We start from the raw sequence: 23,496 nt of genomic DNA on the forward strand, positions 1-23,496 counted from the left end.
CCGAGTATGAAGCTGCCCGTGCACCTGAACGCCCTGCGTGCCTTTGAAGCCAGCGCGCGCCACCAGAGCTTTTCGGCCGCGGCCGAGGAGCTGCACGTCACGCCCGCCGCGGTCGGCCAGCTCGTGCGTGCGTTGGAGGACTGGCTGGGCACGCCGCTGTTCCACCGCAGCAGCAGCGGCCGGGCCCGGTTGACCGCGACCGATGCGGCCGAGCGCGCGCTCACCGACATCCGTGCAGGCTTCGACCGCCTGTCTCTCGGGCTGGAGCGGCTCAAGGAAGGCTCGGCCAGCGGCGTGCTCACGGTGACCGTGAGCCCCTCGTTCGCGGCCAAATGGCTGCTGCCGCGCCTGGAGCGCTTCCATGCCGCCTGGCCCGATACCGACGTGCGCCTGGACACCAGCCTCAAGCCTGTGGACTTCGTGGCCCAGCGCATCGACGTGGGCGTGCGCTATGGCGCGGGCCACTGGCCCGGCCTGGTGGCGCAGCCGTTCATGGCCGAAGATGTGTACCCGGTGTGCGCGCCGGCCCTGGCGCGACAGCGCACCCGCCCGCGCAAGCCCGCCGACCTGCTGGAGCACACGCTGGTGCACGACCTGTCGATGGACGGGTCCTCGGGCTTCCCCACCTGGGACGGCTGGCTGCGCCACGCGGGCGTGGCCGGCCGGGCGCCCCGGCGGGGCCTCAAGATCAACAACTCCGCCGCGGTGCTGCAGGCGGCCATCGACAGCCAGGGTATTGCCCTGGCGCGCAGCGTGATGGCGCACGACGACGTGGCCGCCGGGCGCCTGGTGCGGCTGTTCCCGGGCATCGCCTTTGCATCGCCCCTGGCCTACTACGTGGTCTACCGGGCCGAATGCGCGAGCCTGCCGCGGCTCGTAGCGTTCCGGGACTGGCTGGACGAAGAGGCGCGGCGATGACTCCACCCCTCGATCCAACGCAACCATTCAGGAAACGGAGAGACCCTCATGGATATTTTCAAGAATGCACTGGACCTGCTGGGACAGTCCGAAAACGCCCCGGCCGTGGTGAGTTACCTGCAGTCTCTGGGCATTGGGCAACCCATCGCAAGGCCGCCCCGTGACGAGCGTGGCACGAACGTGGAGGTCATTGCGCAGCCGCAGATCGAGCTCTTCTTCACCCGGGCCAGCGAGCTGCCGCAGGCCGAGCGCTTTGCCAAAGGGGAGCTGGTGCTGGCCAGCTTTTTCATCCACCCTGCCGAACCGGGAGGCGCCATGGAGGGCATGCCCCTGGGCATCGACATGGCATGGACCCGCGCGCAGGCGAGGGCCCGCTTGGGCGAACCCGAATGGACCAGTAAGGGCAGCCTGAAGAACGACCGCTGGTTGCTGGAGGACAAGCGGGTGCTGCTGTGCTTCACCTCGGACGAGCAGCGTATCCGGCAGGTGGTGGTCTCACAGGTGTTTGCCTGAGCCGGGGGATAGTCCCTAGCGCGCGGCCTGCGCCGCGTGCTGCTCCACCGCCCGCTTGGCTTCAGCGACGCCCACGTTGTGCTTCTCGCGGTACAGCTTGATGGCGTCGGCCTTGCGGTCGGGCAACAGCGCGAGGGACTGCCAAGTCTCTGCTGGTTTCCATTCAGGCTTGCCGCTGGGCTGGCTCACCACGAAGTAGAGGATCTCAACGCCATCGTCCCCGTAGTGCGCACTGACCTGCAGGGGCGCGAAGTCCCAGCGGTCATGGTCGGGCTCGGGGTGGTCCACGGGAACGCGGCCTTCGCCGATGACCCAGGTGCGCTCGGGCGTGTGCTTGTGCAGCAGGCCCGGCCGGCCATCGGCAAAGTCAAAGCCCAGCGGCAGCGGACCCGGGTAGCGCTGGTGCTTGTCCACCCCGTCGTTGTAGAAGAAGATGCCCGAGAGCCTGCGGTCCTGCCGCTTGCTGGTGGAGGATGCTTGCACATGGCGGGTGTCGAACAGCAGGTCGAAGCCGCCTTGCTCGCACACCACATACTGGCTGCCATCGCTGGGCTTGTCGGCCTTGTGGGGTGGCTGTTTTGAGAGAAAGTCGGTGACCGCCTCATCGGTGTAGCACAGGCCAAAGAGATTCATCCATTCCATGTCGGGGTGGGGCATGGGCAATCGTGTCCTTTCATCTTTTGGTTGGTGGGGTGGTCGTGGCATCGCGGAGGATCTCCAGCGCCTCTTTCGCAATCGCCAGCGACAGCTCTTCCTGCAGGATGCCGGCCTTGAGCACCAGGTGCTGCAGGCGGCGCTCGCGGCTCGGTTCCTTGCCGATGAAGTCGCGCTGCTCGATGCGCTGGTAGACGGCCAGCTTGTCCTGGTGCATGGCCTGCAGGCGGGCGATTTCCTTCTCCAGCCCCGTGGGGCCGACGGCGGCCTCGGCGCGCAGGCGCACCATGAGCTCGTCGCGCAGGGGCGTGGGGTCGTTCTGCTCGGCGATCCAGCGGCGCAGCTCCTTGCGGCCCGCGGGCAGCAGGCGGAACTGGCGCTTGCGGCCGCGGCCGGTCTCGGCCGGCAGGGCCTCGATCCAGAGTGCTTCCTCCAGCCGCGCCAGCTCGCGGTAGATCTGCTGGTGCGTGGCGTGCCAGAAGTAGCCGATGGACTTGTCGAAGCGCTCGGCAAGCTCCGAGCCCGAGCAGGGGTGCTCGACCAGGGCGGTGAGAAGGGCATGGGGCAGGGACATCGGACAGCAGGAACGGCGGAAAGTGCGGAATCCGCCATCTTGCCTGAATCGGGAGCGCTCTCCATTGTTTCTGCAACCAGTTGCATAAAGGCAGGATGCTCGCTATATTTGTGCAACTGGTTGTATAAACACAAGGAGACCCACGATGAGCGCCGTCCTGAAACCTGCCCCGGCTCCCCTTGCCGGTGGCGGTAGCCCCTATCCGCATCTGCATGCCCCGCTGGACCTGGGCTTCACCACCCTCAAGAACCGCGTGCTCATGGGCTCCATGCACGTGGGGCTGGAGGAGGTGGAGCGCGGCTTCGAGCGCATGGCCGCGTTCTATGCCGAGCGGGCGCGCGGCGAGGTGGGGCTGATCGTGACCGGCGGCATTGCGCCCAACGAGCGCGGCCGGCCCATGCAGGGCGGGGCCATGCTGGTCAACGAGCACGAGGCCGAGCAGCACCGCAAGGTAACCGAGGCCGTGCATGCCGAGGGCGGCAAGATCGCGATGCAGATCCTGCACTTCGGCCGCTATGCCTACCACCGCGACCTGGTGGCCCCGAGCGCGCTGCGTGCGCCCATCAACCCCCATGTGCCGCACGCGCTCACGGCCGACGAGGTGGAGCAGACCATCGAGGACTTCGCGCGCTGCGCCGCGCTGGCCCAGCATGCGGGGTATGACGGCGTGGAGGTCATGGGCTCCGAGGGCTATTTGATCAACGAGTTCATCGCCGCGCGCAGCAACCAGCGCGACGATGCATGGGGCGGCAGCTATGCCAACCGCATGCGCTTTCCGGTGGAGATCGTGCGGCGCACGCGTGAGCGCGTGGGGCCGAACTTCATCATCATCTACCGCCTGTCCATGCTCGACCTGGTGGAGGGTGGTTCCACGCTGGCCGAGGTGATACAGCTGGCCCAGGCCATCGAGGCGGCGGGCGCCACCATCCTCAATACCGGCATCGGCTGGCACGAGGCGCGCATCCCCACAATAGCCACCAAGGTGCCGCGCGCGGCCTATGCGTGGGTGACGAAGCAGGTGATGGGGCAGGTGGGCATACCGCTGATCACCTCCAACCGCATCAACACGCCCGAGGTGGCCGAGCGCCTGCTGGCCGAGGGCGTGGCCGACATGGTCTCGATGGCGCGGCCGCTGCTGGCCGATGCCGACTTCGTCCGCAAGGCGCGCCAGGGCCGGGCCGACGAGATCAACACCTGCATCGCCTGCAACCAGGCCTGCCTGGACCACACCTTCGGCGGCAAGATCACGAGCTGCCTGGTCAACCCCCGTGCCTGCCATGAGACGGAACTGGTCATTGCCCCGGTGGTCGCCAAGAAGCGCATTGCCGTGGTCGGCGCCGGCCCGGCCGGGCTGAGCTTTGCCGTCACGGCCGCGCAGCGCGGCCATGCGGTGGTGCTGTTCGATGCGGCGGCCGAGATCGGCGGCCAGCTCAACATCGCCAAGCAGGTGCCGGGCAAGGAGGAGTTCTACGAAACCCTGCGCTACTACCGCCGCCAACTGGAGCTGCATGGCGTGGATGTGCGCCTTTCCACCCGCGTGGAGGCGAACGACCTGGCGGGCCAGGGCTATGACGAGGTGGTGGTGGCCACGGGCATACAGCCGCGCACGCCCGACATCGAGGGCATCGGCCACCCCAAGGTGCTGAGCTACCTGGACGTGCTGCGCGACAAGAAGCCCGTGGGCAGGCGAGTCGCCATCATCGGTGCCGGCGGCATCGGCTTCGACGTGGGCGAGTACCTTACGCACGAGGGCGAGAGCGGCGCGCTGGCACCCGCCAAGTTCAATGCGGAGTGGGGCATCGACCCCGCGTATGCGCAGGCCGGTGGCCTGCGCCCGGCCCAGGTGGAGGCACCCGCGCGCCAGGTGCACCTGCTGCAGCGCAAGAGCAGCAAGGTGGGCGACCAGCTGGGCAAGACCACGGGCTGGATCCACCGCACCTCATTGAAGGCGCGCAACGTGGGCATGAGCTCGGGCGTGGCCTATGAGCGCGTGGACGACGCGGGCCTGCACATCACCATCGATGGCGGCGCACCCCAGGTGCTCGATGTCGACCACATCGTGGTCTGCGCCGGCCAGGAGCCGCTGCGCGCGCTGTACGACGCGCTGGTGGCTGAGGGCCAGAGCGCCCACCTCATCGGCGGTGCCGACGTGGCCGCCGAGCTCGACGCCAAGCGCGCCATCCTGCAGGGCACGACGCTCGCCGCCCGCATCTGATTGATTCTCGACAACCCCCAGGAGACATGCCATGACCGAAGCCCCGAAGAACATCCACCCCGCCGCCGCCCGTTCGCTGGAGACCTGGCACCACATGGTGGCCAGCCGCGACCTGTCGAACCTGCTGTCCATCGTGCACCCCGACGCCGTGTTCCGCTCGCCCATGGCCAACACGGCCTACAGCTCGGCCCCGGCGCTGATGCTGGCCCTGTCCACCGTGATCCAGGTGTTCGAAGACTTCACCTACCACCGCCAACTGGCCACCGACGACGGCCTGAACATCGTGCTGGAGTTCAGCGCGCGCGTGGGCGACAAGCAACTCAAGGGGATCGATCTGGTGCGCTTCAACGAGCAGGGGCAGATCACGGAGTTCGAAGTCATGGTGCGCCCCCTGAGCGGGCTGCAGGCGCTCGGTGCCGAGATGGGTGCGCGTTTGGGCGACAAGCTGCCAGCGTTCAAAGCCAAGGCCTGAGCACAAGAACAAGAGACCGGAGACAAAACCCATGACCGCCACGACCGCGCCGCCAACGTCCACGCCCTGGGAGAGTACGTACCCGCCAGCCCTGCGCAACTACCAGCTCGACCTGGCGGCGTTGCCCGCCAATGCCGCGCAACTGGCCACGCAGGCCGCGGCCGCCCACGGGGACCAGCCCGCGTTCACCCTGGTGCTGCCCACGGGGGCGAATGTGGTGCGCAGCTTTAGGGAGATCGATGCCTTGTCGGACGCCTTTGCCGCCTGGCTGGTGCGCGAGCAGGGCCTGCAGGCGGGCGAGGTGCTCGCGCTGCAACTGCCCAACTGCCTGCACTATCCCATCGCAGTGTTCGGCGCGTGGAAGGCCGGTCTCATCGTGACCAATGTGAACCCGCTGTACACCGGCCGCGAGCTGCGCCTGCAGCTCGAAGACAGCGGCGCGCGCCTGCTGCTGGTGTGCGACCTGTTCCTGCCGGTGGCGCAGCCTGTGGCCCAGGCGCCGGGCCTGCCCGTGCTCACGGCCAGCCTGTGGGACTTTTTCGACGAACCCGTGGCGTCGGCCATCCGCGCCAAGATGGCCGGGCCTGCCGAACCCGCTGCGGCAACGCTGCCGCGCATGGTCGACGCGCTGGCACAGGGCCAGGCACTGGTACCCATCGAGCACCGCAGCCACTCCGTGGCGGTGTACCAGTACACGGGCGGCACCACCGGGCGCAGCAAGGGCGCGGTGATCACGCACAGCAATATTTTGGCAACCTTGCGCATCACGCGCGACTTTCTCGACGCCTACGATGGGCCCAAGCGCGGCGAGACCATGCTCACCATGCTGCCCATGTACCACGTGTTCGCCTTCATGGTGAACTTTCTGGTGTTCTTCCAGGTGGGGGCGCGCAATCTGCTGGTGCCCAACCCGCGCCCCATGGCCAACCTGCAAAAGACTTTCGAGCACTTCGAGGTGCACTGGACCGCCGGGGTGGACACGCTGTTCGCCGGCCTGCTGGCCGAGCCCTGGTTCCAGTCCAGGCCACCCAGGCTGCGCTATGCGTTCTCGGGCGGCACGGCCTTGCGCACGTCGACCGCGCAGGCCTGGCAGGCGCTGGTCTGTCCCATCATCGAAGGCTATGGCATGACGGAGACGTCTTGCATCGTCTCGTGCAACCCGCCCTCGGCCACGCCGCGCCTGGGCACCGTGGGGGTGCCCATGCCGGGCTGCCGGGTGCGCGTGGTCGATGACCTGGGGCGCGACGTGCCCCAGGGCCAGCGCGGCGAGCTGCTGGTGCAGGGACCGCAGGTCGTGGCCGGCTACCTGCATGCGCAGGAAGACAGCGCCAGCGCGATCCGGGATGGCTGGCTGCACACGGGCGACATCGCACAGCTGGAAGAGGGCGGCTTCATCCGCATCGTGGACCGCAAGAAGGACATGATCCTGGTCTCGGGCTTCAACGTCTACCCCAACGAGGTGGAAGACGTGCTGGCTGCACACCCCGACATCGCCGAGGCTGCCGTCATCGGCGTGCAGGACGCCGGCACCGGCGAGGCCGTGCGCGCCTTCGTCGTGCCGCGCAACCCGGCGCTGACGGCCGAAGACGTGGAGCGCCATTGCCGCACCCAGCTCACGGCCTACAAGGTGCCGCGGCAGATCATCTTCCGCGAGCAGTTGCCCAAGTCGCCGGTGGGCAAGATATTGCGGGCGTCGCTGCGCGAGGCGGCCTGACGGGCCTTGGCGCAGGTTGGCGCAGCCAAAAAAAGGACCGGGCCTGAACGGCGCGGTCCTCTTTTTCCAGTGCGCAAAAGCAGGCGTTCTATACCTTGTCTTCCGCCCGCCGGCGCGGCAGCTGCCGCTTGACGGCCGGGCGCTGCAGGCGCTGCTTGGGGTCCATGCCGTCGGGCAGTTCGCTGGCGCGCTGCAGCTGGATGTGGGCCACCAGGCCGCCAGTGCTGCTGTTGGCCAGCGCGAAGATGCCGCCCATGCGTTGCACCGTCTTGTCCACGATGGACAGGCCCAGCCCCGCGCCGGCGGCGGCGGTGCGTGCCGAGTCGCCGCGGAAGAAGGGCTTGGTCAGGTTGGACAGCTGCTCGGGCGGCACACCCACTCCGTGGTCGCGGATCTTCACCAGCACCCAGTTCTCGCGGCCCTTGGCGGCGATGTCCACGTTCGCCACGCCGGTGTCGTCGCCCTTGCCGTAGCGGCGTGCGTTCTCCAGCAGGTTGGAGATCACGCGCGCCAGTTCCACCTCGTCGGCCAGCACGTTCAGGTCCTCGGGGATGGTCATGCTGATCTGCAGTTCGCGGTGGTCCTGCACCGCGTACACGCAGGACGAGACCACGGCATGCAGGTTGACCGGCGTGAGCGTCACGTGGTCGGGCCGCGCATAGTCGAGGAACTTGTCGATGGTGGCGTCGAGCTGCACGATGTCGGCCACCATGTGCTCGCGCGCCACGTCGTCGTTCACGCTCATCTCGGTTTCCAGGCGCAGGCGCGCCAGCGGGGTGCGCAGGTCGTGCGAGATGCCGGCCAGCATCACCGCGCGGTCCTGCTCGAGCTTGGCCAGCTTTTGCGCCATGCGGTTGAAGCCGATGTTCACCTCGCGGATCTCGCTGGTGACCACCTCTTCATCGAGGTGGCTGGCGGCAAAATCGCCGTCGCGCACGCGGTTGGCGGCGTACGACAGCTGCTTGAGCGGCCGGTTGATCAGCCGTGCGATCGCCGCCGCCCCCGCCAGCGACAGCGCGCCCGCGGTGATGAGCCAGATCAGCCAGGTGCGCCCGCCCGCGGGGCTGAAGCGCGAACGGTCCATCAGCAGCCAGTTGGGGTCGCCGTTGATGTTGAAGCCCACCCACAGGCCGGGCTCGCCATTCACGCTCTGGGCCACGATGGTGTCGGGCCCCAGGCGCTGGGTGAGCTCGTCGGTGAGGCGGTTGCCCAGCGCCGTGCCGTCGAGCAGCGCGAACTGGTCCTTGGGCTCGCGCGGCAGGATGCGAACACCCTCCTGGTCGGCCATGGTCTTGATGAGCGAGACGCGCGCGATGGCATCCGAGTGCACCAGCGCCGCGCGGCTCAGGTTCACCAGCGAGGCGATCTGCTGCGCCGTGTGCAGCGTGCGCGGCTCGAACTCGAGCGCGCGCAGCGTCTGCAGCCACGCCAGGATGCTGCCCACCAGCAGCAGGGCCAGCAGGAAGAAGGTGCGCCAGAAGAGGTTGAGCCCCACGCGCGCCTTTTGCTCGCGCGCCAGCCGAACCGCCTCGAGCGGGGCGGGGCTGGTGGCGTCTGTCGGCGCGGGCTCGGGTGGGGAAGCGCGCGGTACAGGCCGCGCCTTTGCGCCGGAAATGGACATATCCCTCGATTATCAGCTCGTGCCGTCCGGCACGAACACATAGCCCACGCCCCACACGGTCTGGATGTAGCGCGGCGCGGCGGCGTCCACCTCGACCAGCTTGCGCAGGCGCGAGACCTGCACGTCCAGGCTGCGGTCGAAGGGCTCGAACTCGCGGCCCCGGGCCAGCAGGGCCAGTTTTTCGCGCGACAGCGGCTGGCGCGGGTGGCGCACGAGGGCCTTGAGCATGGCGAATTCGCCGGTGGTCAGGGGCAGTTCTTCGCCGTTGCGCTGCAGGGCGCGGGTGCCCAGGTCGAAGGTGAAGGGGCCGAAGTTGACCACCTCGTTGTCGCCCGAGGGGGCACCCGGCGCCTCCTGCGCAGGGCGGCGGCGCAGCACGGCGTGCACGCGGGCCAGCAGCTCGCGCGGGTTGAAGGGCTTGCCCAGGTAGTCGTCGGCACCCACTTCCAGGCCCACGATGCGGTCCACGTCCTCGCCCTTGGCGGTGAGCATGATGATGGGGGTGCGGTCGTTGGCGGCGCGCAGGCGGCGGCAGATGGACAGGCCGTCTTCGCCGGGCATCATCAGGTCGAGCACGATGAGGTCCACCGTTTCGCGCAGCAGCAGGCGGTTCAGCGCCTTGCCGTCTTCGGCGACCATCACCTCGAAGCCTTCCTGCGTGAGATAGCGGCGCAGCAGGTCACGGATGCGTGCGTCGTCGTCCACGACGAGAATCTTGTCGGTGCGGTTGGTTGTTGTGGCCATGTTGATCCCAAGTCCAATTTGTAACAGAGCCGATTCTGACCACTTGCAGCCGCAAAGTTCGGTTTTTGGGGGTATGTTTGACCAACTGTTACAAGTTTTGCGGAGCTTCGCACACTTGGCGCATGGGCTTCACCGCGGGGTGTGCGCCAGCGGTTATCGTGGCGCCACCAATGTTTGACGAAAGCTTTTCCCCTATGAAGATCTCCACCCGCCTGATTGCCACCGCCGCCTTGCTGGCCTGCTGCACTGGTGCCGCCCTGGCCCAGAACACCGCGCCGCCAGAGCTGCGCAACGTGGTGCAGCTGTCGGCCACGGGCACCGTGGAGGCGCAGCAGGACCTGCTGGTGGTCACCCTCTCCACCAGCAAGGAGGGCGCCGACGCCAGCGCCGTGCAGGCCCAGCTCAAGCAGGCGCTGGACGGTGCCTTGGCCGAGGCCAAGCGCAATGCCCAGCCTGGCCAGCTCGACGTGCGCACGGGCCCCTTCGGCCTGTACCCGCGCTATGCCAAGGACGGCAAGATCAACGGCTGGCAGGGCCGCGCCGAGCTGGTGCTGGAGGGGCGCGACTTCTCGCGCATCACCACCACGGCCGGCAAGGTGCAGACCATGGCCATCAGCCAGGTGGCGTTTGCCCTGTCGCGCGAGGCCCGTGCCAAGGTCGAGGGCGAGGCCCAGACCCAGGCCATCGAGCAGTTCAAGGCCCGCGCGGCCGAACTGGCCAAGGGCTTCGGCTTTGCCAACTACAGCCTGCGCGAAGTCGCGGTGAACAGCAATGAAATGTCGCCCGGCCCGCGCCCGCGCATGATGGCCATGGAGGCCAAGGCCTCGTCCTTCTCTGACTCGGCCGTGCCGGTGGAGGCGGGCAAGGCGCAGGTGGTCGTCACCGTGTCCGGGTCCGTGCAGATGCGCTGAGGCAGGGCAGGGCGGCTTGCTGCCGCCTTGTGTTCAGAGCGCCTGACCGCCAGATACCTCGATGCGCTGGGCCGTGACCCAGCGGTTGCTCGCGTCCAGCAGGCTGGCCACCATGGGCCCGATGTCGTCGGGCAGGCCCACGCGGCCCAGGGCCGTGACATCGGCCAGGTGCTTGTTCAGCGCGGGGTTGTCGCGCACCGCGCCACCGCCGAAGTCGGTTTCGATGGCGCCGGGCGCCACGGTATTCACCGCGATGCCGCGCGCGCCCAGTTCCTTGGCCAGGTAGCGGGTGAGCACCTCCACGGCGCCCTTGGCGGCTGCGTAGGCGGCGTAGCCCGGCAGCGTCATGCGCGTGAGCCCGGTGGAGAAGTTCACGATGCGCCCGCCGTCGGCCACCAGCGGCAGCAGGGCCTGCGTGAGGAAGAACACCCCTTTGAAGTGCACATCGACCAGGCGGTCGAACTGTGCCTCGGTGGTGTCGGCGAAGCTGGCGTAGTCGCCGTGGCCGGCATTGTTGACCAGGTGGTCGATGGTGGCGCGGCCCCAGGTGGCCTGCAGCGCGGCGCGCAGGCGCTCGGTGAAACCTGTGAAGCTGGGCACGTCGCCCGTGTCCAGCTGCAGGGCCACGGCCTTGCGGCCCAGGGCGGTGATTTCGGCAACCACGGCCTGGGCTTCGCCGGCCTTGCTGCGGTAAGTGACGACCACGTCGCCGCCGGTGCGGGCGATGCTCAGCGCGGTGTTGCGGCCCAGCCCCCGGCTGGCGCCGGTGATGAGGGTGATGGTGGAGGTTGCGGTGGTGGTGGATGTCATGGTTGGGCTCCTGTGGGTGACGGAATCCAGTGTCTGGCCAGAGCCCCTGGCGGTGTTGCCGAAACCCCCTCAATTCTTGCCTGATTCTCCAAAACCAGTGCCAAAGCTCCTACAAAGCGTTACGCTAGGCACATGACGTTTCCCTCTCCGCTGTTCCAGGCCGTGAGCCGCTACACCGACGCCCATGCCCGTCAGCCAGGTGTCACGCCCACCCCCATCCCGGGGATGACGGTGGTGCGTGCCACCGAGCCCAGCGGGCTGATGCATGCCATATCGCACCCGCTGGTCTGCCTGGTGCTGCAGGGCAGCAAGCAGGTGACCATGGGGGCGCAGGCCTTCGATTTCTCGGAAGGGGAATCGCTGCTGATCACTGCCGACGTGCCCACGGTGAGCCAGATCACGCGCGCCAGCGCGGCCGCGCCCTACCTGTCGATCGCGCTGGAGCTGAACCTGCCGGTGATCGCCGACCTCTCGGCCCAGATGGGTGCCGCGCCCCTGGGCGACCACGCCCCCGTGCGCGTGGACCCCACCGACGACGAGGTGGCAGACGTGGCCCTGCGCCTGATGCGCCTGCTGGAGCGGCCCGAGGCCGTGCCCCTGCTGCACGCCCCGCTGGTGCGCGAGCTGCACTACTGGCTGCTGGCCGGCCGCCACGGTGCCGCCATCCGCCGCCTGGGCTGGCCCGGCAGCCATGCCCAGCGCGTGGCGCGCGCCGTGGCCGTGCTGCGCAAGGATTTCGCCCAGCCCCTGCCCGTGGAAAGCCTCGCCGCGCTGGCGGACATGAGCCCCTCGTCCTTCCACCAGCACTTTCGGGCCGTCACATCCCTCTCGCCCCTGCAGTTCCAGAAACAGCTGCGCCTGATCGAGGCGCGCCGGCTCATGCTGTCCGAGGGTGCGAGCGCCAGCACGGCCGCTTTTGCGGTGGGCTATGAAAGCGTGCCGCAGTTCACGCGTGAGTATGGGCGCCTGTTCGGCCTGCCGCCGGTGCGCGACACCCAGGCGGCGCGGGGCAGGGCGCGCGAGGCGGCGTGAAAGAGCTGCCTGCCGGCATCAGGGCGGCTTTGCAGCCTGCTTTGCACGCTGCGGATAGATCGTCTCTCCCCGCGCCAGCATCGCGACAAAGGTTTCAATCTTCTTCCTGCGCCCAGCCTCGGTCTTGAGGTTGTGCACCCGAAACGCCAGCATTGCAAGTCATGACTAGCAAATAACGTAATTTATGAATAATATGCAAGCCATGACTGACAAAATCAGGCTGCCAGACGAGTTGGGCGCGCAATTGCGCGAGCGCCGGGAGGCCTTGGGCATGAGCAAGTCTGCATTGGCCAACAAGGCGGGCAAGGTGCGCGAGGTGGTCTACCGACTGGAGGCGGGCGAGGACACCACCGTGTCTTCCCTCCTGGCCGTTCTGGGGGCCCTGGGCCTGGCGATGCGCATCGAGAGCGCGGGCCTGCCTTCTGCGCACGAGGTATCGCGCCGTTTCATGGACGACGATGGCGATGCTCCCTGAAAAGATCCGCCTGCTGGATGTCTCGATTGGTGATCGCCTCAACGCGGGCCAGTTGCTCAAGACCTCCACGTATGAGTTTCGCTATCTCGCGCCGGACCCGGGCCAGCCGGCCGTGGCCCTGCTGATGCCACCCGCACAGCAACTTACCTGGCAGGACGGCGACCTGTTCCCTGTCATGGACCAGAACCTGCCCGAAGGCGACCTGTTCATGCGTATCCGCGAGCTGTTCCCCAAGCAGCCGATGACGCCCATGCACATGCTGGCATTGGTGGGGCGCAATGGCATCGGCCGGCTGGGCTTTGGCCTGCCGGGGCAGGCCGCAGCGGCCATGCCCCGTACATTGAGCAAGAGCGAGTTGCTGGGCACGCGGTACACACCTGCGGTCTTCGGCGAACTGGTGGCGGCCTACCTGAGTACGGGGGCCGGCATTGCCGGCATGCAGCCCAAGATCATGGTGCCCGACCGCCCGACGGTGCCCATTCCTTCGCTCATCGTGAAGGCCGCCAGCCCCGCTTACCTGGGCCTGGCCGCCAACGAGTTTCTGTGCCTGAGCGCTGCCAGGCAGGCCGGCATCGGCGTGCCATCTTTCGCCTTGTCCGACGATGGCCAGATGCTGGTGCTCGACCGCTTCGATCTGGTGGTGCGGGGCGATGGGCAGGTGGAGCGGCTGGGCTTCGAGGACATCGCGGCGCTGGCGGGTCTGCGCGTGCGCGACGTGCTGTCGGACCGCAAATACCAGGGCAGCTACCAGCGCGTTGCCGAGCTGCTGCGGCAGTTGCAGCTGCACAGCGACAACCTGCACCGCTTCTACGAGCAGGTGGCGTTTTCGGTGATGGTGCGCAACGGCGATGCGCACCTGAAGAACTTCGGGTTGTTGTACCGCTCAGCCACCGAGGCCTGGCTGGCGCCCATGTTCGATGTGGTGACCACCTCCATCTACCGCTACACCCAGTACGCAGGCGGGCCTGAGCTGGAAGACAGGACACTGGCGCTCAAGCTGTTTTCCGGCAGGCACCGCACCAAGACCTACCCGACCACCGAAGAGTTGCTGGAGTTTGGCCGCAAGGTCTGCGGCGTGACCCAACCCGCCCTGGTGCTCGCACGCATTGCCGATGCCATGCGCACCACCCTGCAAGAGGCCAGGGGTGACCCACGGGTGCCGAAGTCGCTGTGGCGGGACATGTCGCAGGCGTGGGACGAAGGCCTGGCGCACGCGCGCTGAAAACGCAGCGTTACTTACTTAGAGCGGCTAACAAAACTCTTCTGGCGTCGTTGCTGCGCCTTGTCGTACTAACGTACTGCCTGCGGCGCAGCGCCTAGCCAGAACCGCTTCGCTGAGTTTTGTTATCCGCTCTTACTTGCTGAACGCAATCAGCGTCCACACGATCGCCACCAGCTGCGCCAGATTGATCGCGATGGCCGTGACATGCGTCTTGCGAAAGCCGGGGATGGCGCTCATGCAATCTGGGGACGACTGGATCTGCGCGCCCAGCGCATCCATCTTGGGGATGACTTGGCGGCGCAGCACGATGGCCAGCACCGCCAGCGCGGCCGCACCCGCGGCGATCCCCGGCCGGCCTGCCGCTGCAAAGCTGATCGCGGTGGCCGTGGCCGTCACCAGCGCCGCGCGGTAGTACAGGTTGAAGAAGCCGCGCACGAAGCGCGCATCGAGCGGCGTATCGTGCTTGAGCACCAAGAGCGGGATGGAGCCCATGATGAAGTAGGCCGTGGTGACGAGCAGGGCCACCGTGAAGAACATGGCGGCAAAGAGGGATGCGGACATCGGTGTTTTCCTCCCTGCGGTGGGGATGGGCTGCCTGTGCGGCAGGTGGCGCCATTTTAGGATTCAGCCCAGGCCGGGACCTCAGGGAATGCGAGCATGGCGGCGCCGCTCTCTAGGCAGCGCTGCCGGCCGCCTGCTCCTTCGCGTACCGCCCCGGCGGCATGCCCACATGCCGTGTGAAGGCCACGCCGAAGGTGCTGACCGAGCTGTAGCCCACCTGCTCGGCAATGGCGGCGATGGAGTGCTCGCCGCGCCGCAGCATCTGCCGGGCCAGCGCCATGCGCCAGGCCAGCAGGTATTCCATGGGCGCGATGCCCACCGCGCGGTGAAAGCGCCCGAAAAAGGCGCTGCGCGACATGGCCGCCTCTTGCGCGAGCCGGCCCATGGTCCAGGGCTCGCCGGGATGGGCGTGCATGCGGCGCAGCGCCAGCGCCAGCTGGGGGTCGGCCAGGCCGCGCACCAGGCCGGGCGCAGCCATGGTGCGGGCCGAAGAGCGCAGCGCCTCGATCAGCAGCACCTCCAGCAGCCGGGCCATCACGATCTCGCGCGCGGGCCGGTCGCTGCGCGATTCGTCGCCCACCAGTTCAACGAGCGTGGCCAGGCGCCGCTCGCCACGCACGTGCAGCCACTGTGGCAGCAGCGGCACCAGCAAGGCCGCGTCGGGCGACTCGAACACGCAGTTGCCCACCAGCATGCGCACATCCACTTCGCCGGCCGGGTCGCCCACGCGCGCACCGCCCGGCATGGGCACGATGGGGGTGGCCACGGCCTCGCCCTCGCGTGGTGGATCCCGGTCCAGGCTGCTGGTGGCAAAGCTGCGTGCCGCCGGGATCAGCGCGAAGTCGCCCTGCTGCAGGGTGATGGTGTCGCTGCGCGACGGCCCGTCGATGGTCAGGTGGCAGCTGCCCTGCAGCACCACGAAGTAGAACGGCCGCCCCGTCTCACTGCGCCGCACGGCCCAGGGGGCCGAGGCATGCACCAGCTTGGAGAACGGCGCCGCGGGCCGCAGCAGCGAGACGACTTCCGCCAGGGGATCGACCATGGCCTGGACTCTTTCAACAAAATAAAGGACTGAAGAGTGTATTCAATCCAGGCGGGCGCTCCTACCATCCCGGCATCGTCATCCATCCATCCATCCATTAATCTATCCACGGAGCCTTTGCCCATGTCTGCCCCCCCATCCACCGTTCTCATCACCGGCTGTTCCTCGGGCTTCGGCCTGGAGACAGCCCGCTTCTTCCTGGCCCGGGGCTGGCGCGTCATCGCCACCATGCGCGCGCCGCGCACCGATCTGCTGCCCGCCTCCGACCGCCTGCGCGTGCTGCCGCTCGACGTGGCCGATGCCGACAGCATCCGCCGCTGCATCGCCGAAGCGGGGCCCATCGATGCGCTGGTCAACAATGCCGGCATCGGCGTGCTGGCTCCGCTTGAAGGCACCACGCTGGCCCATGCGCGCGAAGTGTTCGAGGCCAATACCCTGGGCACCATTGCCATGACCCAGGCCGTGCTGCCGCAGATGCGCGAGCGCCGCGCGGGCGTGGTGGTCAACGTCACTTCCAGCGTCACTCTGGCGCCGCTGCCCTTGCTGTCGGTGTACACCGGCAGCAAGGCGGCGGTGAATGCCTTCACCGAATCGCTGGCGCTGGAGCTGGCGCCCTTCAACGTGCGCGCCCGCCTGGTGCTGCCCGGCCGCGCGCCGGGCACCAGCTTTGGCCAGAACGCGCTGCCGCGCATGGTCGGCAGCGTGCCCGCGGCCTATGCGGAGTTCCGCGACCGGGTGTTTGCCGCGGTGCGCGACACGAGCACGCCCGTCACCCATGCGCAGGACGTGGCCGAGGCGGTGTGGCGTGCGGTGACCGACGAGTCGGCTCCGATGCGCCTGCCGGCGGGGGCGGATGCGGTGGCTTTGGCGGGTGCGTAGCCAAGGCACCGTGCTCACTTTCGTGCGGCGCATCTACGCCAAGCTCAAGGTGCGTTCCAAGATGCGAGGCGCTGGACGGCGGCGTCGAGGTGCGCGTGCTTGACCACGGCCGCGGCTTTGCCGTGGGCACTGCGCTGCAGGCGCGCGGGCGCGGCCCCAAGCACCAGCTGCGCCGGGCCGAGGCGCTGGGCGCGTGGCTGTCCTGGGCCAGTTCACCGGCCGGCACGCGCTGCGTGCTGTGGCTGTCGATGGAGGCCGGCGCTTCCGGTGGCGGCACGCCGTCGGCGTGGTGCCCGTCAGTCAGCCCAGTTTGTGCCGTGTGTTCAGCAAACCCAGCCCCAGCGCAATGAAGGTGCCGCCCACGATGCGGTTGAACAGCCGGGCGCGCGCCACCACATGGCGCTTGACCAGGGAGATCAGCGCCACGTAGAAGGCGTGCGAGATCAGCGCGCACACGGCGAAGGTCGTGGTCAGCAGCAGGTACTGGGTGAACAGCGATTCACCCGGCACGATGAACTGCGGGAACAGGGCCGAGAAGAACAAAATGGCTTTGGGGTTGGTGAGCGACACGCCCATGCCCTGCGCCACCAACTGCCAGTTCTTGCGCTCGCGCCGGTCGGTGGGGGCCTGGCCGGCATCGCTGCTGATCAGCGCATCCTTGCTGCGCCAGCGCTTGACGCCCAGCCAGACCAGGTACATCGCGCCGACCACCTTCATCACCAGGAAGGCGTTGGCCGACATGCTGAGGATGGCGCCCATGCCGATCATCGCCAGGCCCGATACCACGTAGATGCCGGCCGAGCTGCCCACCGAACTGAAGGCAGTGCGTTTGGCGCCGACGTCCATCGAGTTGGCTACGGCCAGCAGCACGGCGGGGCCGGGGGTGAAGCACATCAGGAGGGAGACGCCGCAGAAGAGGAGCCAGTGGGTGAGGGTCATGGGGAGGGGGGCTTTCGTTCGTGCTTTGGCCGCCGGGGTTGGCCGTAGCGTGATTTTCTTTGAATCGGCGCTGGTTTGCTGCCGTGGGGTGATGGGGGTCTGTGGTGCGTGGATCATGCGGCGTGTGGGGTGGTGGATGCTTCGGTGTGTGGCTTATCTTTTTTTGTTTGTTGTCGGTGGTTGCTTCTGTTCTTGTTTTGAGGGCGGAGGCCGGGATGTGCGCCCGGCGGCGCAGTAACTTTCTCTTGGGCCGCCAAGAGAAAGTCACCAAAGAGAAGGCGGCCCCCAGTCTGCGTCCCTCCGCTTCGCTGCGGGCAACCTGCGATGCTCGGATCTGGGGTGGACGTCGATGAACTCGCTTCGTTCTTCGAACTCCGCTCAAACAGCATCGACGAGCCAGAAGACGAAGTGCATGTGTCCTTCGGCACATGCACCCACCCCAGCTCCTGCGCTTCTCGGCGCAGCCAGCAGGGGTGGGGAGCGGGGACAAACCCGGCTGCTGCTTCGCAGCTGCGCCGGGTGTCGGTTCGCGCTGCGCGCTGCCGACGAAATGGGCGCGATCACTCTGGTGAGCCGAGCGCAGCGAAGGACCACAGGCCGAGCGAAGCAATGGCCCGTGTGGAGCCCGCTCCTCGCCCCTTCTGACCGTGCCGAGAAGCGCAGGGCCTGGGGTGAGCGCGTGCCGAAGGACACGCGCATCGTGAACTGACTCACCGCGGTTGTTTGAGCGGAGTTCGAAGAACGCAGCGAGTTCCGCGGTGCACCCCAGGACCGAGCATCGCAGGCTGCCCCACTCGCCGCCAGGTGAGTGGGGACACGGGCAGCGGGGTCGCCTTTCTTTGGGGTACGTTTCTTTGGCGACGCAAAGAAAGGTACCTCGGCCGCCGGGCCGAGACCCGGCTCCCGCCCATCGAACAGGCATGCGGCACTTCAGCAGCGCTTGACGCCCTCCGGGTGAACTCCCATCGCGCGGGTCGGATGCCCGTAGCCAAGCGAGGGAAACAGAAACGTCTTGTTATGATTTCGCTATTACTTTCTAGAATAGCGAATCGAAAGAACCCGAGATGACCCATACGACGACCTCTTCCCGCTGGCTTGCAAAAGCCACCCTGCTTGCAACGCTGACCGTCAGCGCCATGGCATCGCACGCGCAGGAGGTCACCGTCTCTGCCGCGGCCAGCCTCACCAACGCCTTCCAGGCCGTGGGCCAGGCCTTCGAGAAGACCCGCCCCGGCACCAAGGTCACCTTCAACTTCGCCGCATCGGGCCCGCTGCTCGCGCAGATCCAGCAGGGCGCACCGGTGGATGTGTTCGCCTCGGCCGACCAGGAGACCATGGACCGTGCCGCCAAGGCCAGGCTGCTGGCCGAAGGCACGCGCGCCGACTTCGCGCGCAACACGCTGGTGCTGATCGTGCCCTCGACCGCCGCTGCAGCCGCCACCCCGCAGAAGCTGGCCGACTTGGGCAGTGCGGCGTACAAGCGCATCTCCACCGGCACACCCAGCTCCGTGCCCGTGGGCCGCTACACCATGGCCTCGGTGCAGGAGGCCGGCCTGACCGCAACGCTGGAGCCCAAGTGGATCTATGGCGAGAGCGTGCGCCAGGTGCTCAACTACGTCGCCCGCGGTGAAGTGGACGCGGGTTTCGTCTACCGCACCGATGCGCTGATCGAAAAGGACAAGACCCGCATCGCGCTGACCGTGCCCACCACCACGCCGGTGAGCTACCCCATCGCCCAGGTCGCCGCCAGCAAGAACGCTGCCGTGGGCAAGGACTTCATCGCCTTCGTGCGCAGCGACGCGGGCCAGCAGATCCTGGACAGCTTCGGCTTTTCCAAGCCCTGACGCGGAGGCTGCGCTGCCTTGCTGACCCCTCTCTGGCTCACCCTCAAGATCGCGCTGCTCGCCACGCTCGTGGCGGGCGTGGTGGGCATCGCCCTGGGCTGGTGGATGTCGCAGCGCCGCTTTGCGGGCAAGAATGTCGTCGATGCCCTGCTGATGCTGCCCATGGTGCTGCCGCCCACGGTGCTGGGCTACTACCTCATCGTGGTGATCGGGCGCAACGGCGTGCTGGGCCAGTACCTGGACCGCTGGTTCGGCATCAACCTGATGTTCACCTGGCAGGGCGCCGTGATCGCCGCGTCCCTGGTGTCGCTGCCGCTGATCTACAAGGCCGCGCGTGCGGCCTTCGAGGACGTGGACACGCGCATCCTGCATGCGGCGCGTACCCTGGGCGCAGGGGAGTTCGAGGTGTTCCTGCGCGTGACCTTGCCGCTGGCCATCCGCGGCATCACCGCAGGGCTGATGCTGTCCTTCGCGCGGGCCATGGGGGAGTTCGGCGCCACGCTGATGATCGCCGGCAACCTGCCGGGCAAGACGCAAACCCTCTCCATCGCCATCTACGACGCCGTGCAGGCCGGCAACGACGCGCAGGCGCTGTGGCTCACGCTGGTGATCTCAGTGGTGTGCATCGTCGTGCTGGTCGTCTCCGGCCGCATGCTGCAGGCGAAACATTGATTGACTGACATGGACCCCATCCTCGACGTCCAGGTGCAGACCCGGCTCGAATCTCCGGGGCGCAGCTTCGAGCTCGACGTGCGCTTTGGCTCGACCACCGCGCGCACCGCGCTGATCGGGGCCTCGGGCTCCGGCAAGTCCACCGTGCTGATGGCCATTGCGGGCCTGGCGCCGCATGTGACAGGCCATGTGCGCGTGGCCGGTACGGCCCTGCTGGATACCGCGCGCAGCATCGACCTGCCGGCGCGCGAGCGCCGCGTGGGCCTGGTGTTCCAGGACTACGCCCTGTTCCCCCACATGACGGTGGCGCAGAACCTGGCGTTCGGGCTGTGCCGGCTGGGCCAAAAGCCGGGCGCTGCCGGGCGCGAGCGCATCGATGCGCTGGTGCGCCAGTTCGATCTGGAGGCGCTGCGCGACGCCTGGCCCCGCCATCTGTCCGGAGGGCAGCGCCAGCGTGTGGCCCTGGCCCGCGCCCTGGCGCCGCAGCCCCATTTGCTGCTGCTGGACGAGCCGCTGTCGGCGCTCGATACGCAACTGCGCATTCGCCTGCGCCAGGAACTGGCCGAGATGCTGGAGCGCGTGCAGGTGCCCACCTTGCTCGTCACGCACGACCCGAGCGATGTGGAAGCCCTGGCCCAGTCGGTGGTGCACCTTGACCAGGGTCGGGTGGTGGCTTCTGCAGCCATGAAGAGCCCTGCTGCTGCGTGAGCGCCACGGCCGCGACTTCCAGCGGCACGACAGCGGGTACGAGGGCCGCAAGGGCCTGCTGGCCTCGGTGGGCAACTGCCCTGCAACGCGGTAAAGCCTTGGGGCGATGGGGCTGGCAGCGCATGCTGTCTTACAAGCGTGTGCGCGGCATTCCGGCGCGGGGTGCAGGCGGGGCTTTCCACAATCGGCCTCATCCATCACACGCCGCGCCAGCACCGCCGGGCGCGGGCCCGATATGAGTACTTTAGTTCGCCGACCCACTGTCCGTTCACCCTCTGCCCCGCCATTGCTGGAGCTTTCTGGCCCGAAAGCCACCGACAAGACCGCCATCGACAAGACCCTGCGCAAGGTCTTTGGCTTCAAGCGCCTGCGGCCCGGCCAGTCGGATGTCGTGCAGCGCGTGCTGCAAGGCTCCAGCACATTGGCTGTGATGCCCACGGGCGCCGGCAAGTCGCTGTGCTACCAGTTGCCGGCGCTACTGTTGCCGGGCACCACCGTGGTGGTTTCGCCCCTGGTGGCGCTGATGAAGGACCAGTGCGACGCGCTGCGCGACCTGGGCGTGGCCGCGGTGCAGGTCAACAGCGCCATCGGCAGCGACGAGCTGGCCGCGGCGCGCCAGGCCATCGAGTGCGGCAGCGCACGCATCGTGCTGACCACGCCCGAGCAGATGGCCGACCCGGCGCTCATTGCAGCGCTGGCGCGGCACAGCGTGAGCCTTCTGGTGGTGGACGAGGCGCACTGCATCGCCCAGTGGGGCCACGACTTCCGCCCCGCCTTCCTGGAGATCGCCCCGGCCGTGCGCGCGCTGGGCCGGCCCACGGTGCTGGCACTCACGGCCACCGCCAAGCCAGCGGTGATGAAGGAGATCGTGGTCCAATTCGGCATTGCCGCCGGGAATGTGGTGCAGACCGGGGCCTACCGGCCCAACCTGCAGTTGGCCGTGGAGCAACTGGGCCGTGCCGCCGACCGCCTGCCGCGTGCGCTGGAGCTGGTGGCGGCCAGCCAGGGCCCGGCCATTGTCTACACCGCCACCGTGAAAAATGCCGAAGAACTGCACGGCAAGCTGGCCGCCGCCGGTGAAAGCGTGGGCCTGTACCACGGGCGCCTGCCCGCCGCCCAGCGCGCCGAAGCGCAGGACGCCTTCATGGACGGCCGGGTGCGCGTGATGGTGGCCACCAATGCGTTCGGCCTGGGCATCGACAAGCCGGACATCCGCTTCGTGCTGCACTACCAGATGCCCGCGAGCGTGGACGCCTACTACCAAGAGGCCGGCCGCGCAGGGCGCGATGGCGGGGACTCGCGGTGCACGCTGCTCTACGTGCGGCAGGACCGTGCGCTGCAGCAGTTCTTCGCCTCGGGCCGCTACCCCATGCTGGCCGACCTGCAGGCCGTGCATGCCACGCTGCTGCACACCGCGCCCGCTGGCGGCTGGACGGCCGATGCCATTGTCGAGGCCGCCGCACGGCCGCGCGCCAAGGTGCTGGTGGCGCTGAACCTGCTGCGCAGCCAGAAGGTGGTGCGGCGGGACCGGGCCGGCCGCTTCACCCTGGCCCGCGAACTGGACGACGCGGCGCTGGAGCCCCTGCTGGCGGCCTACCGCCGCCGCCGCGAACAGGACAGCGCCACGCTGGAAGCCATGGTGGCCTACTCCCAGAGCGGCCGTTGCCGCTGGCAGGCGGTACTGTCGGCGCTGGGCGATGAGGGGGCCGCCGCCGATGGCTGCGGCCGCTGCGATAACTGCCTGCGCATGGCCGAGCTGTCGCGCCTGGCGCCGGCCGTGGCCACGCCCGAGCAGCCCATCGAGGTGCGGCCGCAGCCGGCGAGCGCGCGGCCGGCCTTCACCGATGGCGATGCCGTGCGTGCCAAACGCTATGGCGCCGGCCAGGTGGTCGAGGCCAATGCGCATTCGGTGACGGTGCAGTTCCCGAACGGGGCGCGGCGCACCTTTCTGCCGGAGTTCGTGCGCGCGGCGCGGCGCTCTGCCCCGGTGGCACTGGCGGCGTAGGCCCACGGGCCAGGCGGCGCGGTGGCGGGGAGCGGATTCGAGGGGCATTGGCGGGCATGGCATTCGCTGCCAGCCCCTAGACTCCCCCGCATGAACCAAACCTTCGTCAAGTTGCACGCCACCTGCCGCATGACACTGTTCGCCGACATGGACTGTGCCGTGGTGGCCATGCTGCGCCCGCGCAGTGGCGACTCGCAGTGGATGGTGCAGGAGCGCTACGAGCTGACGCCCGTCGTGCCGATGACGGAGTATGTGGACGACCATGGCAACCTTTGCCAGCGGCTGAAGATTCCGCAGGGGCAGATGCGCATCGAGGTCGACATGATCATGATCACCGACACGCACATCGCGGTGGATGCCAGCGCCGCCGCCGTGCCGGTGGAGGACCTGCCCTACGACGCGCTCAAGTACCTGCTGCAAAGCCGCTACTGCCCGTCCGACAAGATGCAGGACAAGGCGCGCGAGATCGTGGGCGATGCCTCTCCGGGCTATGGCCAGGTCGAGGCCATCCGCAGCTGGGTGCACCGCAACCTGGAGTACCGCTACAACGTCAGCAGCGGCACCACCGACGCGCTGGACACCCTGAACGATGGCGCAGGCGTGTGCCGGGATTTCTCGCATGTCGCCATTGGCCTGTGCCGGGCCCTGGACATCCCTGCCCGCTACGTCGTGGGCTACCTGCACGCGCTCGACCCCATGGACATGCATGCCTGGTTCGAGGCCTTCGTGGGGGACCGCTGGTATGCTTTCGACGGAACCCAGGCCCATGCAAGGGGCGGGCGCATCGTGGTAGCCTATGGGAGGGATGCGGCCGATGTCGCGTTCCTGTCGTACTACGGCCCGCTCGAAATCACGCTGATGAACGTGCGCGTCGAAGAGATTGCGATGGAGGCTCCGCTGACCTTTCCCCTGCGGGCCTGACATCGGCCAGACAGCCCCGCCGGCCCGGCAGCGCCTGCCCGCCGGGCGCG

At 68.1% G+C, this 23,496-nt stretch carries 23 protein-coding genes; 15 read left to right on the forward strand and 8 right to left on the reverse strand.

Annotated features, from left to right (window positions below; genetic code table 11):
• Positions 1-6 precede the first annotated feature (6 nt).
• On the forward strand, positions 7-918 hold the full coding sequence (gene gcvA / locus AC07X5_RS11325) for a transcriptional regulator GcvA (RefSeq protein ID WP_494770227.1): 912 nt from the start codon (positions 7-9) through the stop codon (positions 916-918).
• 48 nt (positions 919-966) lie between these two features.
• Positions 967-1,431: a hypothetical protein gene (locus AC07X5_RS11330; RefSeq protein ID WP_494770228.1), complete on the forward strand. Its 465-nt coding sequence runs from the start codon at positions 967-969 to the stop codon at positions 1,429-1,431.
• A gap of 15 nt (positions 1,432-1,446) precedes the next feature.
• On the opposite strand, the gene AC07X5_RS11335 is transcribed toward AC07X5_RS11330, so the two are convergent.
• On the reverse strand, positions 1,447-2,088 hold the full coding sequence (locus tag AC07X5_RS11335) for a hypothetical protein (protein WP_494770229.1): 642 nt from the start codon (positions 2,086-2,088) through the stop codon (positions 1,447-1,449).
• Between the two features lie 16 nt (positions 2,089-2,104).
• Complete coding sequence (locus AC07X5_RS11340; RefSeq protein WP_409958545.1) at positions 2,105-2,659, reverse strand: PadR family transcriptional regulator; 555 nt, start codon at positions 2,657-2,659, stop codon at positions 2,105-2,107.
• A 145-nt stretch (positions 2,660-2,804) separates the two neighbouring features.
• Between AC07X5_RS11340 and AC07X5_RS11345 the strand changes: the two genes are divergently transcribed.
• From AC07X5_RS11345 to AC07X5_RS11355, 3 genes are read left to right on the forward strand one after another with little or no spacing between them, the layout of a single operon-like run.
• Entirely contained in the window at positions 2,805-4,874 is a 2,070-nt protein-coding gene (locus AC07X5_RS11345) for an oxidoreductase (protein ID WP_494770230.1), read from the forward strand.
• A 31-nt stretch (positions 4,875-4,905) separates the two neighbouring features.
• Complete coding sequence (locus AC07X5_RS11350) at positions 4,906-5,346, forward strand: nuclear transport factor 2 family protein (RefSeq protein WP_494770231.1); 441 nt, start codon at positions 4,906-4,908, stop codon at positions 5,344-5,346.
• A 31-nt stretch (positions 5,347-5,377) separates the two neighbouring features.
• Positions 5,378-7,060: an AMP-binding protein gene (locus AC07X5_RS11355; RefSeq protein WP_494770232.1), complete on the forward strand. Its 1,683-nt coding sequence runs from the start codon at positions 5,378-5,380 to the stop codon at positions 7,058-7,060.
• Between the two features lie 88 nt (positions 7,061-7,148).
• On the opposite strand, the gene AC07X5_RS11360 is transcribed toward AC07X5_RS11355, so the two are convergent.
• Positions 7,149-8,681, reverse strand: coding sequence for a sensor histidine kinase family protein (locus AC07X5_RS11360; protein ID WP_494770233.1), 1,533 nt, complete (start codon positions 8,679-8,681; stop codon positions 7,149-7,151).
• Positions 8,682-8,693: 12 nt separating this feature from the next.
• Positions 8,694-9,425, reverse strand: coding sequence for an osmolarity response regulator transcription factor OmpR (gene ompR / locus AC07X5_RS11365; RefSeq protein WP_409955135.1), 732 nt, complete (start codon positions 9,423-9,425; stop codon positions 8,694-8,696).
• 194 nt (positions 9,426-9,619) lie between these two features.
• On the opposite strand from ompR, the gene AC07X5_RS11370 reads away from it, so the two are divergent.
• On the forward strand, positions 9,620-10,336 hold the full coding sequence (locus AC07X5_RS11370; RefSeq protein WP_494770234.1) for an SIMPL domain-containing protein: 717 nt from the start codon (positions 9,620-9,622) through the stop codon (positions 10,334-10,336).
• 33 nt (positions 10,337-10,369) lie between these two features.
• Here AC07X5_RS11370 and AC07X5_RS11375 read toward each other — a convergent pair whose 3' ends face one another.
• A complete protein-coding gene (locus AC07X5_RS11375; protein WP_494770235.1) occupies positions 10,370-11,146 on the reverse strand; it encodes an SDR family NAD(P)-dependent oxidoreductase in 777 nt (258 codons plus the stop codon).
• A 132-nt stretch (positions 11,147-11,278) separates the two neighbouring features.
• Here AC07X5_RS11375 and AC07X5_RS11380 point away from each other — a divergent pair, with 132 nt between their 5' ends.
• The 3 genes from AC07X5_RS11380 (at position 11,279) to AC07X5_RS11390 (ending at position 13,875) form a co-directional block, all read left to right on the forward strand.
• Positions 11,279-12,178: an AraC family transcriptional regulator gene (locus tag AC07X5_RS11380; protein ID WP_409955139.1), complete on the forward strand. Its 900-nt coding sequence runs from the start codon at positions 11,279-11,281 to the stop codon at positions 12,176-12,178.
• A gap of 202 nt (positions 12,179-12,380) precedes the next feature.
• Positions 12,381-12,653 carry a helix-turn-helix domain-containing protein gene (locus tag AC07X5_RS11385; protein WP_409955141.1) on the forward strand — a complete coding sequence of 91 codons (273 nt, stop codon included), beginning with the start codon at positions 12,381-12,383 and terminating at the stop codon, positions 12,651-12,653.
• The gene (locus tag AC07X5_RS11390) at positions 12,637-13,875 is read left to right on the forward strand and encodes a type II toxin-antitoxin system HipA family toxin (RefSeq protein ID WP_494770236.1); all 1,239 of its coding nucleotides are present in this window, start codon (positions 12,637-12,639) and stop codon (positions 13,873-13,875) included. Before AC07X5_RS11385 ends, AC07X5_RS11390 begins: the two co-directional genes overlap by 17 nt.
• Before the next feature lie 132 nt (positions 13,876-14,007).
• On the opposite strand, the gene AC07X5_RS11395 is transcribed toward AC07X5_RS11390, so the two are convergent.
• Together AC07X5_RS11395 and AC07X5_RS11400 are read right to left on the reverse strand one after the other, a co-directional pair.
• Positions 14,008-14,436, reverse strand: a complete 429-nt coding sequence (locus tag AC07X5_RS11395) for a hypothetical protein (RefSeq protein WP_409955144.1) — start codon at positions 14,434-14,436, stop codon at positions 14,008-14,010.
• A gap of 112 nt (positions 14,437-14,548) precedes the next feature.
• Positions 14,549-15,478, reverse strand: coding sequence for an AraC family transcriptional regulator (locus AC07X5_RS11400; protein ID WP_494770237.1), 930 nt, complete (start codon positions 15,476-15,478; stop codon positions 14,549-14,551).
• 123 nt (positions 15,479-15,601) lie between these two features.
• Between AC07X5_RS11400 and AC07X5_RS11405 the strand changes: the two genes are divergently transcribed.
• A complete protein-coding gene (locus AC07X5_RS11405) occupies positions 15,602-16,357 on the forward strand; it encodes an SDR family oxidoreductase (RefSeq protein ID WP_494770238.1) in 756 nt (251 codons plus the stop codon).
• A 300-nt stretch (positions 16,358-16,657) separates the two neighbouring features.
• On the opposite strand, the gene AC07X5_RS11410 is transcribed toward AC07X5_RS11405, so the two are convergent.
• Entirely contained in the window at positions 16,658-17,296 is a 639-nt protein-coding gene (locus AC07X5_RS11410; protein WP_494770239.1) for a LysE family translocator, read from the reverse strand.
• A 1,064-nt stretch (positions 17,297-18,360) separates the two neighbouring features.
• Here AC07X5_RS11410 and modA point away from each other — a divergent pair.
• The 5 genes from modA (at position 18,361) to AC07X5_RS11435 (ending at position 23,446) form a co-directional block, all read left to right on the forward strand.
• On the forward strand, positions 18,361-19,140 hold the full coding sequence (modA, locus tag AC07X5_RS11415) for a molybdate ABC transporter substrate-binding protein (protein WP_494770240.1): 780 nt from the start codon (positions 18,361-18,363) through the stop codon (positions 19,138-19,140).
• 18 nt (positions 19,141-19,158) lie between these two features.
• Positions 19,159-19,812 (forward strand): molybdate ABC transporter permease subunit, encoded by a 654-nt coding sequence (gene modB, locus AC07X5_RS11420; protein WP_409959381.1) that lies wholly within the window; start codon positions 19,159-19,161, stop codon positions 19,810-19,812.
• A gap of 9 nt (positions 19,813-19,821) precedes the next feature.
• On the forward strand, positions 19,822-20,520 hold the full coding sequence (locus AC07X5_RS11425; RefSeq protein WP_494770241.1) for a sulfate/molybdate ABC transporter ATP-binding protein: 699 nt from the start codon (positions 19,822-19,824) through the stop codon (positions 20,518-20,520).
• Between the two features lie 286 nt (positions 20,521-20,806).
• The gene (locus AC07X5_RS11430) at positions 20,807-22,525 is read left to right on the forward strand and encodes a RecQ family ATP-dependent DNA helicase (protein ID WP_494770242.1); all 1,719 of its coding nucleotides are present in this window, start codon (positions 20,807-20,809) and stop codon (positions 22,523-22,525) included.
• Between the two features lie 90 nt (positions 22,526-22,615).
• Positions 22,616-23,446 carry a transglutaminase-like domain-containing protein gene (locus AC07X5_RS11435; RefSeq protein ID WP_494770243.1) on the forward strand — a complete coding sequence of 277 codons (831 nt, stop codon included), beginning with the start codon at positions 22,616-22,618 and terminating at the stop codon, positions 23,444-23,446.
• Positions 23,447-23,496 lie beyond the last annotated feature (50 nt).

The sequence above is a fragment of the Acidovorax sp. GW458-11-26-14-TSB4 genome (assembly GCF_059423865.1).

Bases quoted from the DNA above. Each gene is read 5' to 3' on its own strand.
- gcvA (WP_494770227.1), top strand. From the start codon at position 7: ATGAAGCTGCCCGTGCACCTGAACGCCCTGCGTGCCTTTGAAGCCAGC.
- AC07X5_RS11330 (WP_494770228.1), top strand. From the start codon at position 967: ATGGATATTTTCAAGAATGCACTGGACCTGCTGGGACAGTCCGAAAAC.
- AC07X5_RS11335 (WP_494770229.1), bottom strand. From the start codon at position 2,088: ATGCCCCACCCCGACATGGAATGGATGAATCTCTTTGGCCTGTGCTAC.
- AC07X5_RS11340 (WP_409958545.1), bottom strand. From the start codon at position 2,659: ATGTCCCTGCCCCATGCCCTTCTCACCGCCCTGGTCGAGCACCCCTGC.
- AC07X5_RS11345 (WP_494770230.1), top strand. From the start codon at position 2,805: ATGAGCGCCGTCCTGAAACCTGCCCCGGCTCCCCTTGCCGGTGGCGGT.
- AC07X5_RS11350 (WP_494770231.1), top strand. From the start codon at position 4,906: ATGACCGAAGCCCCGAAGAACATCCACCCCGCCGCCGCCCGTTCGCTG.
- AC07X5_RS11355 (WP_494770232.1), top strand. From the start codon at position 5,378: ATGACCGCCACGACCGCGCCGCCAACGTCCACGCCCTGGGAGAGTACG.
- AC07X5_RS11360 (WP_494770233.1), bottom strand. From the start codon at position 8,681: ATGTCCATTTCCGGCGCAAAGGCGCGGCCTGTACCGCGCGCTTCCCCA.
- ompR (WP_409955135.1), bottom strand. From the start codon at position 9,425: ATGGCCACAACAACCAACCGCACCGACAAGATTCTCGTCGTGGACGAC.
- AC07X5_RS11370 (WP_494770234.1), top strand. From the start codon at position 9,620: ATGAAGATCTCCACCCGCCTGATTGCCACCGCCGCCTTGCTGGCCTGC.
- AC07X5_RS11375 (WP_494770235.1), bottom strand. From the start codon at position 11,146: ATGACATCCACCACCACCGCAACCTCCACCATCACCCTCATCACCGGC.
- AC07X5_RS11380 (WP_409955139.1), top strand. From the start codon at position 11,279: ATGACGTTTCCCTCTCCGCTGTTCCAGGCCGTGAGCCGCTACACCGAC.
- AC07X5_RS11385 (WP_409955141.1), top strand. From the start codon at position 12,381: ATGACTGACAAAATCAGGCTGCCAGACGAGTTGGGCGCGCAATTGCGC.
- AC07X5_RS11390 (WP_494770236.1), top strand. From the start codon at position 12,637: ATGGCGATGCTCCCTGAAAAGATCCGCCTGCTGGATGTCTCGATTGGT.
- AC07X5_RS11395 (WP_409955144.1), bottom strand. From the start codon at position 14,436: ATGTCCGCATCCCTCTTTGCCGCCATGTTCTTCACGGTGGCCCTGCTC.
- AC07X5_RS11400 (WP_494770237.1), bottom strand. From the start codon at position 15,478: ATGGTCGATCCCCTGGCGGAAGTCGTCTCGCTGCTGCGGCCCGCGGCG.
- AC07X5_RS11405 (WP_494770238.1), top strand. From the start codon at position 15,602: ATGTCTGCCCCCCCATCCACCGTTCTCATCACCGGCTGTTCCTCGGGC.
- AC07X5_RS11410 (WP_494770239.1), bottom strand. From the start codon at position 17,296: ATGACCCTCACCCACTGGCTCCTCTTCTGCGGCGTCTCCCTCCTGATG.
- modA (WP_494770240.1), top strand. From the start codon at position 18,361: ATGACCCATACGACGACCTCTTCCCGCTGGCTTGCAAAAGCCACCCTG.
- AC07X5_RS11425 (WP_494770241.1), top strand. From the start codon at position 19,822: ATGGACCCCATCCTCGACGTCCAGGTGCAGACCCGGCTCGAATCTCCG.
- AC07X5_RS11435 (WP_494770243.1), top strand. From the start codon at position 22,616: ATGAACCAAACCTTCGTCAAGTTGCACGCCACCTGCCGCATGACACTG.